Source organism: Chitinophaga alhagiae (assembly GCF_003568665.1).
GTDB classification, from domain to species: domain Bacteria; phylum Bacteroidota; class Bacteroidia; order Chitinophagales; family Chitinophagaceae; genus Chitinophaga; species Chitinophaga alhagiae.
Map to the genome: position 1 here is coordinate 1,481,865 of NZ_QXMH01000001.1, position 12,350 is coordinate 1,494,214.

A 12,350-nucleotide genomic window follows, 5' to 3' on the forward strand; every position below is an offset into this window, starting at 1 on the left:
AAAGAAATATGCCTGCCATAGCGCAGCGCCTTCACAATAATTGCCAGTTGCTACCGGTGGTCGAAATAGATCCGGTCAAAGTGCATCAGCGGCTTGCCGGCCGCCCCGGTAAATACCAGGTACAAAGGATGCACGCCCGGAAGCCCTTGTACGGGCACGGTTATTTCCTGCCAGTCCTTCATGCCGCCGGGCACCGTTACGGACGCCACCTGCGGCCCGTTGGCCGCATCTGTGTGCAATGTTATTGTACCGCCGTCAAGACCTTTTACCCTGCACTTCACGTGTTTGATACCGGTCAGGTCAATATCATTAAAGCGGGCGTAGTTGTGATGGCGTACATTGGCGGCAAAGGTCAGGAATTGTGTGGTGATGGTGCTGGTATGCACATCCCCTTCATCAAAATCTTCCGCCTCTACCAGCTGGTTGCGCAGCAGCAGGTAGGCGCTGCCGCTGAGGGCGGGCACCCCGTTGGCGCCTTTGTCTGTATACCGTGCATTCAGCAGGTAGCGGCCTTCCGGGCTTTTGCCTATATGCTCTTTCAGCACCAGCGTGCCTGACGCGGGCAGTGCCGCGGGCTGCTCCGCGAGCGAAAGGATGTACTGTACAATGGCCAGGGCGTCTGCGGGCTGCATATCCGGGTGGGCAGACATCTGGCGGGTGCCCCAGTTGCCGCTGCCGCCCTGGATGATCTTGGTGGCGAGAGTTTGCGCCGTTTCATGCCCCTTGCCCGCGTACCGCGCTGCTACGGCCGTATAGGCGGGGCCAATAGAAGTATCTTTCATGGCGTGGCAGGCCTTGCAATCAAGCGCGTTCAGCAATTGCTGGCCGGCCAGGTGCTGTATGCTGCCCGTGCCACCCTGGGCCAGTACCACCGCCGCATCCCGGCCATCCGGCAAAAAGCCGAAAGAGACCTGCAACTGGTCAGGACTGATCACTTTATCTTCCGCGTCCGTCACCTCCACCCGATATTCCAGCGGGGCATTGTCCCAGTAAAAAGTACGGTTGGCGGGTGTCTGAATGTTCACTACCGGCGGCGTATTGCCAACGTTCAGCTGGAGCGTGGCGCGGCCTTCACCGCCTTTCCCGTCTTTTACCGCAAGGGTTACTGTGTACACGCCCGGTTTGTCAAACGTATGCGTAGCTGTTTCGCCCTCCATGGTATGCTCCCCGGTTTTCCATTGGAACGAAAGCACGTCCCCTTTATCAAAATCCTTTGAGCCGGCCGCGGAAAGCCGCACGGTAAGCGGCGCGGCGCCATAGCGCCGGTCTGCGCTGATGGCGGCCACGGGGTCCCGGTTGCCTTCCTTGAAGTTGATGCGCACCAGTTTGGAATTGGTGTTCCTGGAGAACCAGTTGGAACCGTATTCCAGCACGTACAACGCACCATCCGGCCCAAACTGCACGTCTACCGGCGCTTCAAATTGTATGTGGGGCAAGAACGGCTCCATGCGCAGGTAATTACCTTTCTCATCAAAGGTGATGAACATCATCCAGCCGCGTATCCAGTCATAGATCAGCAATTTGCCGTTGTAGTAGGGAGAAAGGCGGTAGGGCGCCTTTTCAAACGCCTTGCTGTAAAATACCGGGCCGGCCATGGCGCTGGCGCCGCCTTTGCCCACCAGCGGAAAATAGCGGGAGGCGCTTTTGCCGTACCAGATCATAGCGGGGCGGGCGGGCGGCAGCTCCTGCAGACCGGTATTGTTGGGAGAAACGTTCAGCGGGCGGGCGGGATCTTTTTTAGGCCCCTCCTGCTTGCTGGCATAATTGTACAAGGGAAAGGCCTGGTTGTTGCCCAGGAAGTAGGGCCAGCCGTAAAAACCGGGTTGTTTGGCCTGGTTGATCTCGTCATAGCTCATCAGCTCCCCGTCTTCCCCGCGCACCTTGGTATCTGGCCCCACGTCTCCCCAATAGAGATAGCCGGTTTCTGCGTCTATACTGAACCGGTAGGGATTGCGGCTGCCCATTACATAAATTTCAGGGCGGCCTTTGGAGCCGTTTTTCGGGAACAGGTTGCCGTCTGGTATGCTGTAGGTGCCGTTGGGCTCCGGCCTGATGCGCAGTATCTTTCCGCGCAGGTCTTTGGTGTTGGCGGAGGTGGCCTGCACGTCAGACAGGTGGCGGCCGGGCCGCTCGTCTACGGGCGTATAGCCTTCTGTTTCTTCCGCATTGGTATTGTCTCCGGTAGAAAGATAGAGCAACCCTTTATTGTCGAATTGCAGGTAGCCCGCGGAGTGGCAGCAATAGCGCCGCTGGGTAGGCACTTCCAGTAATATTTTTTCAGACGCCTGCAACAGGTTGCCCTCTTTCAGCTCAAAGCGCGAGAGCCGGTTGACGGTCTTTTCTCCGGGCACGGCGTAGTAAAAATAAATGAAGTGGTTCTGTTCGTAGCCAGGGTCCGGCGTCATGCCCAGCAGCCCGTCCTCAATGCCGCTGAATACGCTGAAACTTGCAATGGTCTTTACAGCGCCGGTGATGTGGTCATATAACTTCACCGCGCCCTTGCGCTCTACAAACAGCACATCCCCTCCCGGCAATACGGTCATTTCCATGGGCTCGTCAAAACCCTGCGCCAGCACGGTACGGGTGTAGCGCGCACTGTCAGGCACCGGCAGGGTAACGGCCCTGCTCATATCAGGCCGGCCGGCGGCGGCCGTCAATGCCGCCTCCAGTTGCTGTTCACCGGGCTGCGGCGGCAACATATAGACGGTACCGTTATCCTGGCGGAGGGCGCCGGTGGCCGTATCAAGCGCGTGCAGCCAGGGGTGCCCGCGCTGGCCCAGCGCCGTGTCTCTGATGGCCAGCAGCCCGCCGCCCGCTTCCAGGTAGCGTTTCAGCTCTGGTATGGTTATGTAGTTCAGCCCGTTCATGGCAGAAACAGGCATGCATATGAGGTGGAACATGGCCAGGGAATCTGCGTGCAGGTACGCGGCATTGCCGGTTACCACGGCGGTGTAACCGTGGCTGGCGGCTACCCGGGTCAACTGTGCGGCCAGCGGGTCTTCCGGCAGGGCGGCGTAATACAGTACTTTCTTTTTGGGGCCTGAACACGAGGCTAGTAACACCAGCAATACAACCGGCAGCAAATAGTTCCGTAGCATTTTATTCTATTTTCTTTTTGCCAGAACAGGTTCAGCCATCAGGGTATGGCATGCCTTTCCCATAGCCATTTGCAGGCGGGAACAAACGTGTAAAAACGGCATGTTGAAACTACTGCATGAACGTGTTTCTGGTTGTATGTAAATGTTTACTGGAGGGTAACCGAAAAATGCGAATTAAAATTTAATAATGCAAGTTTCTATTTTAATTTATTTTAAAAACAGGGCGGGGGAAGGCTGCCATGCGCTTAAAAAGAGAACGGGCCGCATCCCGAAAGACGCGGCCCGTTCTGTAACTTTTTTTCGATGTATCAGCTACAAGCTATTTTGCTTACGCGGTTCATATGGCGGCCGCCTTCAAACGGCGTTTCCCCGAAAATATCCACCATTTCCTTGGCGGTAGCGGTGTCTACAAACCTGGCCGGAATGCAGAGCACGTTGGCATTGTTGTGGCTGCGGGCCAGGCGGGCCAGCTCATCGCCCCAGCAAATGGCGGCGCGGATGCCCTGGTGTTTATTGGCCGTAATGGCCACGCCGTTGGCGCTGCCGCAAATGAGAATGCCATAGGCATATTCCCCGGATTCTACTGCATTGGCTACGGGATGCGCAAAATCAGGGTAATCTACCGAATCAACGGAATGGGTGCCATAATCTTTTACCTGCACTCCTTTCCCTTCCAGGTAAGAGATCACCTCTTCCTTATACTCAAAACCCGCATGGTCAGATCCAATGGCCACCGGCAATGCAAGATCAAAAGTTGTTTGTTCCATACCCTACAGTTTATATTGGTTAAGCAATGTGCGGCGTACGGTTATCAAGACCATTCTTCCGCTTCTTCTTTCTCTTTCTCACGGTATACCTTGGCGGAAATGAAGATACTGATCTCGTACAGCAGGTATAAAGGTACGAAAACCAGCAATTGGTCCAGTACGTCTGGCGGGGTAATAACGGCCGCCAGTATGAGTATCACCACAATGGCATGCCTTCGGTAAGAACGCATGAACATGGGTGTGAGAATGCCCAGTTTGGTCAGGAAATAAACAAGAATGGGCATTTCGAAGAGCACGCCCATACCGAGTATGATCTGGGACATCAGCCCAAAATAGTCGTCAATGAAAAATTCGTTCTTGATCACTTCAGACACGGTGTAGCTGGCCAGGAAGTTGATCATGAAGGGGGCGATCAGGAAATAGCTGAACGCAATACCCATCAGGAACTGCAGGCTCACCCAGAAAATAACACCCTGGGAGCCCTTGGCCTCGTTCTCTTTCAGGGCCGGGCGTATAAAGCGCCAAAATTCGTAAATGATATAGGGGAAAGCGCCTATAATGCCCAGGATGAACGCCAGCTTGAACTGCAGCATGATCTGCCCGGCCATTTTATAGTTCTGGAATTTGATATCCGGCGGCACAATGCACAGCTTGTCTCCAAGGCCCAGGGCCTGGCTGGCGCTGCACAACCAGCGGTATGTGGGAAAATCGGGGCGGGTGGGCCCAAAAATTACGTTGGTCAGTATCCAGTCCGTAAAAACAAACCCGAGAATGCTCACCGCAACAATGGCGAAGGCAGACCTTACCAGGTGCCAGCGCAGCTCCTCCAGGTGGTCAAAAAACGACATCTCTGCTTTGTCCTCGTTGCTCGAGAATAACTTCTTTAACATGCTATATGATGAATCAGGAGCACAAATATAATACGTGCACAGTGAATAGAAAATGTGAAAAACGGGTGTAAGGTACGAATTAGGAATTACGAATCGGGAATTACCAGTACGAATTTAAAGAGCGGGAGAATTTTGCCGGGGCGGGAGGTGCGGGATGCAGGGCAAAAAAAAGAGCCAGCCCGAGAAGAATCAAGAGCCGGCCTTTCATCCATTGTTTGTTAACCCCAAAAAAGTTGAATTCGAGAATGTCTTTTTTCGCTACTGTTCAAGAAATAACTTACTCTTTTAATGGCAAGCTATCAGATTTAAGTTACAACCCGCACAGCGCTTTTAAATTTCTAAAACAAAAATAGAAAGAAATATCGTATTATCAATGTTACAACAAAGTTTTTTACAACCTTTTAACAAAAATCAAATTATTGTGTTACGTTAAGCCTATGCGGTGAATGCAATTCGTGTTAATTTACTACTACTCTGCTCAAAGCGGTTTAACAAACGCCGATATTATATTTTTGTATAATTACTAAACGAAATTATTCCTAATTTATTGTATACCAGTCTTTAATTATGTTCCCTGTTGAGTGGCTGATGCCACTAAACCCGCATGGGCCCGTAGGAAAAAATCCCCGTATTCACTTTTACAGCAATTTTCGCGCCGAAAGCCACTAATTCAATATTTTCATCTTGACCATTTCTATCCGCGTATCCGTAACATTCAGAATGTCAAACTCATAATCGTCTATAATGATCCGCTCTTTCAGCCGGGGAATGGTCTCGTAATGGGAAATGATGTAGCCGGAAAGGGTTTCGCTTTCGTCTTCCGGAAAATCGAAGCCGTACCGTTCGTTGAGGTAGTCCAGCTCCAGCCGGCCGGAAAAAATATACTCCTTTTCAGCGATCTGTTTTTCCACGAACTCTTCCACATCGTGCTCGTCCTTGATATCTCCAAAGATCTCTTCCAGCACGTCTTCAATGGTCACAATGCCCGCCGTTCCCCCAAACTCGTCTACCACCCAGGCAATGCTCCGGCGCTCCTTGTTGAACTTGCTGAGCAGGTCTATGGCGCTCATGGTTTCGGGCACGGCCAGAATGGGGTGTATCACCGAACGGATGTCTGACGGGTCCTTGAACATGTCCAGCTGGTGTACATAACCCAGGATATTGTCTATGTTCTGTTCGTAAATGATGATCTTGGAGAGTTTGGTGTTGATGAACTTCTCGCGCGCCTGTTCTATGGTGCTGCCAATGTCCAGCGCTTCTATCTCTTTCCGGGGAATGAGGCAGCCGCGTATTTTCACATGCACCAGGCTGAGGGCGTTCTCGAACAGTTCCGTGTTCAACTCCTGCGAGTCTCCCAGGTGCTGCTGGCTCTGCCTGATAAAATGCTCCACGTCTACCCTGGCAAAGGAGCTTCTGTTGTCAAGAATGCGGACGTTAAAAAGGTATTTCAGCATCCATTCCGAAATGGATTCCAGCAGGTTGCCCAGCACGTACAGCGGCTTGGACAGTACGGAAATAGGCAGGGCAAAAAAGCCCAGCATGGCCTCCGGCCGGGAGCGGAAGATGCTGCGGGGAATGAAGAAACCGAAAAAGAGGATAATCAGCGTGGCGGCAATGATCTCTACAAAGAGGGAAATGGCCACGTACTGCGCCATCTGGTTCTCCGTCCAGATAGATGCCCAGAGAGAGTCCAGCCAGCCGGCCACCAGCATGCTGTACACCACAATGGCCAGCGTAAGGCCAATGAGGCTGGTAGCCAGGAAGCGGGCCGGCTGCTCGTTAAAGCCCGACAGTATTTTGCCGGTAGCGCGGCCCTGCTTTTTTTTCAACTCTATACTCAACCTGTTCACATTGGCAAAAGCAGTTTCCATGCCGGCAAAGAAGCCCGCCACAAGGATTACTATAACCAGTAAAACAATCGTATAAATATCCATCTAAACAAAGATATGAAATTCGGGGAAGCCGGCAACCCCGTCGTTATATAACGGTCAGCCGGCTAAAAAGTTCTCTACCAGGGCTTTTACTTCCCGGTAGGCTTTTTCCAGTTCTTCGTTGACCACGATCTGGTCAAACTGCCGGGCAAAAGACAGTTCGTAGCGGGCTTTGCCGAGCCGCTCCTCCAGGGAGGCCTGGGTTTCCGTGCCTCTTTCGCTGAGGCGTACCCGCAGCGCATCCAGGGAAGGGGGCTGTATGAAGATGGTAAGGGCGTTGGCATGGTATTTTTCCTTGATGGAAAGGGCGCCTTTCACGTCAATGTCTACCATGGGGTATTGATCATTGTCCCAGATGCGCTGCAACTCGCTTTTGAGGGTGCCGTAATATTTGCCGGCGTACACCATTTCGTACTCGGCAAACTCGTTGTGCTCAATGCGTTGCTGAAACTCTTCAGGGCTCAGGAAATAATAGTCTTTTCCGTGGGTTTCCCCCTCCCGCGGGCTGCGGGTGGCGGCGGAAATAGAAAAGGCAAGCTGCGGCATTTCGCCCAGCAATTTTTTAACAATAGTAGTTTTACCGGCCCCTGAGGGTGCGGTAACAATAATGATCTTGTGTGCTGCCATTATAAAATTTACACGCGCTTGATGTCTGCTCCCAGGTTGCGCAGGCGGTCGTCAATGTACTGATAGCCGCGGTCAATCTGGTCTATATTATGGATGGTGCTTTTGCCCTCTGCGCTCAGCGCGGCGATCAGCAGGGATACACCGGCCCTGATGTCAGGACTGCTCATGGTGATGCCCCGGAGCTTGTGCTGCCGGCCCAGGCCTATTACGGCCGCGCGGTGCGGGTCACAGAGAATGATCTGCGCGCCCATGTCTATGAGTTTGTCTACAAAAAAGAGGCGGCTCTCGAACATTTTCTGGTGTACCATCACACTGCCTTTGGCCTGTGTGGCCACTACCAGCACAATACTGAGCAGGTCTGGCGTAAAGCCGGGCCAGGGGTGGTCTGAAATAGTTAAAATGGAGCCGTCTATGAAGGTTTGTATCTCGTAGCTGTCTTGCCCGGGAATATAAATATCGTCTCCCCTGAACTCCATCTGGATGCCCAGCAGGCGGAATTTTTCGGGAATAATGCCGAGGTGCTGTATGCCGGCGTTCTTGATGGTGATCTCGCTCTGCGTCATAGCCGCCAGGCCAATAAAAGAGCCGATCTCGATCATGTCTGGCAGCATGGCGTGTGTGCAGCCGCCCAGGGTGCTAACGCCTTCTATCACCAGCAGGTTGGAGCCAATGCCGCTGATCTTTGCGCCCATGCTGGTCAGCATTTTGCAAAGCTGCTGCAGGTAAGGTTCGCAGGCGGCATTGTAAATAGTGGTGGTACCCTGCGCCAGCACGGCGGCCATTACAATATTGGCCGTACCGGTCACGGAAGGCTCGTCCAGCAGCATGTAGGTGCCTTTCAGCCCGCCGTTAGACTCCAGGCGGAAATAATTATCGTCCGTATCGTACACAAACGCGGCGCCCAGTTTCTCAAAGCCGATCACGTGCGTATCCAGCCTGCGGCGGCCTATCTTGTCACCGCCCGGTTTGGGGATATAGGCCTTGCCGAAGCGGGCCAGCAGCGGGCCGGCCATCATCACGGAACCGCGCAGGCGGCCTGATTTCTTTTTGAACTCCGCGCTTTCCAGGTAGGCCATGTCTATATCATCTGCCTGAAACTCGCAACTGGCACGGCTGATGCGGTTCACTTTCACACCTATATCGCCCATCAGTTCTATGAGCAGGTTTACGTCCAGTATATCCGGAATGTTGTTGATGGTCACTTTGCCGGGGGTCAGCAATACCGCGCTGATGATCTGTAATGCTTCGTTCTTTGCTCCCTGCGGTATAATCTCTCCTTTCAGACGGTTTCCGCCTCTTACTTCGAACACGCTGCTCACTTGTTCCTGTTTTTGTATTTGTGCTTATTTTTTCCGGAATTGCTGCCGCCGCCCTGCTTGAACTTGTTTTGCTGGTAAGCCTTGCGTTTGCCGCTGCCGCCGGTGTTGCCGCTGCGGAACTGCTGGTCTCCACCCTGGAGGTTAAACCCTGCGGAAGATGCGGGAATACCAACGCCGGGCAAGTATTGCAGCTGGCCTTCCGTAATGATGGACAGTTCGGACTTAACGGCATCGTCATGCACGCTTTCCTTGTGCCAGTTGCCGTAAGCCAGTTTCATATAATTGCCTATTACCTGGGTAAAGCCCTCCTTCATTTCGGGGTCTTTTTCCTTCAGCGCCTTGTCTATCACCATTTCCAGGTTTTTGCCGAAGTGGCGGTACCGGGGGTATTTTTTCGGGTAAGGCAGCCGGTCAGGCTTGCTGCGCAACGTTTCCCTGGTGGGAATGGGGTATGGGGAATCCACGTCCAGCTTGAAATCAGACACCAGGAACAGGTGGTCCCACAGCTTGTGGCGGAAATCTTCCACATTGCGCAGGTGCGGCTGCAGGGTGCCCATCAGCTCAATAACGGCCATTACCTGCTGCTGGCGGTGCTCCCGGTCCTTGATGGTCAGTATGTACTCGATCATGCGCTGGATATTTCTTCCATATTCCCGCATGATCAAATGGTTACGTGCGGTATTGTATTCCATTGTAGTAATTTAAAAGTATAATGCTTGATTACCAGCCATTCATACGCGAAGTAACGCTAGGTGCCTTGGTGCGGAACGGCTTCAGGTGAAGTCAACTTCTGCAAACCTAATGAAAAATATTTATAAAACATGGCAGCCCCCCATGAGCGCCCATTTACTTAATTTTATGGCATGAACCTTTCACTTGCAGGCAAAACCGCCGTTGTTTGCGGCGCATCGCAAGGCCTGGGCCTTGCGTCAGCCAGGGAACTGGCCTTGCTCGGCGCTTCGTGCATATTGCTGGCCCGTAACGAAAAAGCGCTGGAAGCGGCCGCCGCCTCGCTGGATGCCAGCCAGGGCCAGCAGCATAATTACTACGTAACGGACTTTACCCGGCCGGAGCAAGTAAAAGCCACCATAGCGGCCATTACAGATGAACAGATCGTGAACATACTGGTCAACAACACGGGCGGCCCCTCTTCCGGGCCCATACTGGCGGCCGAAGGCGGCGCATTTGCCAAGGCTTTTGAAATGCACGTGGTGTGCAACCAGCTACTGGCGCAGGCCGTGGTACCGGGTATGAAGGCCAGCGGTTACGGCCGCATTATACAGATCATCTCCACCTCGGTAAAAGTGCCTATCAAAAACCTGGGCGTTTCCAATACCATCCGCGCCGCGGTGGCCAACTGGGCCAAAACAATGGCCGGCGAGCTGGCGCCCTTCGGCATTACCGTGAACAACGTGCTGCCGGGCAGCATGAGCACAGACCGGCTGGGCAGCCTCTTCAGGGCCACCGCCGAGGCACGCGGCGTACCGGTGGCAACCGTGGAGGAAGAATGGCGGCAGGAAATACCGATGCAGCGGTTTGGGGACCCAGCTGAATTTGGCGCGGCCGTGGCTTTCCTGGCATCGCCCGCCGCAGGGTATATCACCGGCATCAACCTGCCCGTAGACGGGGGCAAAACACCCAGCTTGTAAGCTGCTGACCGGTCCTTATTTTTGCCGCGCATGAACATCTGGAAAAATATCATCAAAAGCCCCACCTGAGGCCCGCCGCTCATACCGGACAATGAACTATTTCTCCACCCAACCTCTTTTCAGATGAATACCAACGTGCAATACGGTGATTACCTGCAACTGGACAAGATCCTCAATGCGCAGTTTCCCGAAAGCGACAAATACCGTCAACCCGCCCATGACGAAATGCTCTTTATAGTGATCCACCAGGCCTATGAGCTGTGGTTCAAACAATTGCTCTACGAAACCGAATCTGTTGCGGATATTCTAAAAAAACCGGTGAACGACAATTCACCGGAGCTGCAAACCATTGTACACCGCCTCTCCCGCATGGTGACCATCCTCAAGCTGCTGGTGCAGCAGATAGATGTAATGGAGACCATGACGCCGATGGATTTTCTTGACTTCCGGGATATGCTGCGGCCCGCCTCCGGGTTTCAGAGCTGGCAGTTTAAAGTGCTGGAAGCCCGGCTGGGCCTGCAATACGAGCAACGTTTCGGGCAGGAATATTATATTTCCCAACTGCAGCAGGACAAGGTAGACATGATCCGCCGCGCAGAAAGTGAAAAATCCATCCTGACCCTGGTGAACGAATGGCTGGAAAGAATGCCCTTCTTCAACGAGCCCGCCAACTGGGCACATTACAACGCGGAGTTGGAAGAAGGCGCCCCTTCAGAAAGCAACAGCACGCATATTTTCTGGCGCCATTACAGGCAGGTGTACCAAAACAGCCTGGCCGAAGCCGAACAAGGCAACCTGGCGCATTTTGATGCCGTGTTCGGGAACGGGAACGTTGCCGCAGGTACCCCGCCGGAAGACGGTGCAGCGCTAACCGCCGCTGCAGGAGGAAGCGATACGGCGCCGGGTGCAACCACAGGCACTGCGCCGGCCGCGGCTTCAGAAAAAAGCGATATGGCCGTACCCCGCCGGCTCTCCCCCAAAGCCTGCCGCGCGGCCCTGTTCATTATGCTGTACAGAGGTTATCCCTTGCTGCAATTGCCTTTCCAGTTGCTGAACAGCCTGCTGGAAACAGACGAGCAGCTCAGCACCTGGCGGTACCGGCACATGAGCATGGTACACAGGATGATCGGCTCCCGCATAGGTACCGGCGGCAGCACAGGGCGCAATTACCTGAAGGGCGCGCTGGACAAACACTACATTTTTGCCGATGTGGCCAAGCTCACCAGTTTTTTGATAGAAAGGAGAAAATTGCCGGTATTAAGTCCGGAAATGGGAAGAAGACTGGGCTTTACCTGATATGGTACGGTTAAATAGCAAAAAGGGCTACGGGCGCCGTGGCCCTTTTTGCTTTTATTGCGTATAAAACCGGGAGGCTTTATTCTACCACGTTGATGGTACGGGTAAAGCTCTCTTCCAGGGAAATGAATGTTTCGGTGCGTTCTATGCCTTTGATCTTTTGCAGCTCATCGTGCAGCACGCGGCGCAGGGAGGAAATGTCTTTACAGATAATTTCGGCGAACATGCTCCAGCCACCGGTGGTGTAGTTCAGCCGCACTATCTCGGGCATTTTGCGCAATTCTTTGGCTACGGCATCGTACATGGAGCTTTTTTCGAGAAAAATGCCGATAAAAGCGATCACGTCATAACCGATCATTTTTAAATCTACATGTAATCTCGTACCTTTAACAATACCAAGCTCCTGTAGTTTTTTCATACGAACGTGGATAGTTCCCCCTGAAACGAAGAGTTTCTTCCCCAGGTCTGCGTATGAGATTTCTGCGTTAGACATCATCTCGCTGATGATCTGGAGGTCCAGTTTGTCAATATTCAAATTGTGGCTCATTTTGACAAATTGTTTTTGAATGTTTTAAACTTACATGCAAATATTTAAAAAATATCGAAATTTCCAAAATTCTTCTTAAAATATTTGCAAAAAATACCCCCTCTCTTTAGATTTGCATCATAATCGTTGAAAACAAGCCGCTCCCGGAAGCCGGCAAACGCTTGAAAGAAGCAGTTTTCTGACCGGGCGCTCCAAACTTTGTGGGGTGATGGAATTGGCAGACATG

General features: G+C 52.9%; 10 protein-coding genes. 2 read left to right on the forward strand and 8 right to left on the reverse strand.

The annotated features are described in order from the left end of the window. Positions 1-50 precede the first annotated feature (50 nt). The 7 genes from D3A97_RS05835 to D3A97_RS05865 all read right to left on the reverse strand — a co-directional run bounded on the left by D3A97_RS05835 (position 51) and on the right by D3A97_RS05865 (position 9,324). On the reverse strand, positions 51-3,098 hold the full coding sequence (locus D3A97_RS05835) for a PQQ-dependent sugar dehydrogenase (RefSeq protein WP_119077455.1): 3,048 nt from the start codon (positions 3,096-3,098) through the stop codon (positions 51-53). Positions 3,099-3,406: 308 nt separating this feature from the next. Next, positions 3,407-3,865 carry a ribose 5-phosphate isomerase B gene (gene rpiB, locus D3A97_RS05840; RefSeq protein WP_119077456.1) on the reverse strand — a complete coding sequence of 153 codons (459 nt, stop codon included), beginning with the start codon at positions 3,863-3,865 and terminating at the stop codon, positions 3,407-3,409. A 44-nt stretch (positions 3,866-3,909) separates the two neighbouring features. After that, positions 3,910-4,755 carry a twin-arginine translocase subunit TatC gene (gene tatC / locus D3A97_RS05845; RefSeq protein ID WP_119077457.1) on the reverse strand — a complete coding sequence of 282 codons (846 nt, stop codon included), beginning with the start codon at positions 4,753-4,755 and terminating at the stop codon, positions 3,910-3,912. A 665-nt stretch (positions 4,756-5,420) separates the two neighbouring features. Beyond that, positions 5,421-6,626 carry a hemolysin family protein gene (locus D3A97_RS05850; RefSeq protein ID WP_232825861.1) on the reverse strand — a complete coding sequence of 402 codons (1,206 nt, stop codon included), beginning with the start codon at positions 6,624-6,626 and terminating at the stop codon, positions 5,421-5,423. Positions 6,627-6,743: 117 nt separating this feature from the next. Next, positions 6,744-7,313: a guanylate kinase gene (gene gmk / locus D3A97_RS05855; protein WP_119077459.1), complete on the reverse strand. Its 570-nt coding sequence runs from the start codon at positions 7,311-7,313 to the stop codon at positions 6,744-6,746. Between the two features lie 8 nt (positions 7,314-7,321). Continuing rightward, positions 7,322-8,632 (reverse strand): UDP-N-acetylglucosamine 1-carboxyvinyltransferase, encoded by a 1,311-nt coding sequence (murA, locus tag D3A97_RS05860; RefSeq protein ID WP_119077460.1) that lies wholly within the window; start codon positions 8,630-8,632, stop codon positions 7,322-7,324. Beyond that, positions 8,629-9,324 carry a DUF4290 domain-containing protein gene (locus D3A97_RS05865; protein ID WP_119077461.1) on the reverse strand — a complete coding sequence of 232 codons (696 nt, stop codon included), beginning with the start codon at positions 9,322-9,324 and terminating at the stop codon, positions 8,629-8,631. Before D3A97_RS05865 ends, murA begins: the two co-directional genes overlap by 4 nt. Positions 9,325-9,495: 171 nt before the next feature. On the opposite strand from D3A97_RS05865, the gene D3A97_RS05870 reads away from it, so the two are divergent. Together D3A97_RS05870 and D3A97_RS05875 are read left to right on the forward strand one after the other, a co-directional pair. Next, positions 9,496-10,281, forward strand: coding sequence for an SDR family oxidoreductase (locus D3A97_RS05870; RefSeq protein ID WP_119077462.1), 786 nt, complete (start codon positions 9,496-9,498; stop codon positions 10,279-10,281). Between the two features lie 123 nt (positions 10,282-10,404). Further along, positions 10,405-11,577, forward strand: a complete 1,173-nt coding sequence (locus D3A97_RS05875) for a tryptophan 2,3-dioxygenase family protein (protein WP_119077463.1) — start codon at positions 10,405-10,407, stop codon at positions 11,575-11,577. A 79-nt stretch (positions 11,578-11,656) separates the two neighbouring features. On the opposite strand, the gene D3A97_RS05880 is transcribed toward D3A97_RS05875, so the two are convergent. Next, the gene (locus tag D3A97_RS05880; RefSeq protein ID WP_119077464.1) at positions 11,657-12,124 is read right to left on the reverse strand and encodes an Lrp/AsnC ligand binding domain-containing protein; all 468 of its coding nucleotides are present in this window, start codon (positions 12,122-12,124) and stop codon (positions 11,657-11,659) included. Positions 12,125-12,350 lie beyond the last annotated feature (226 nt).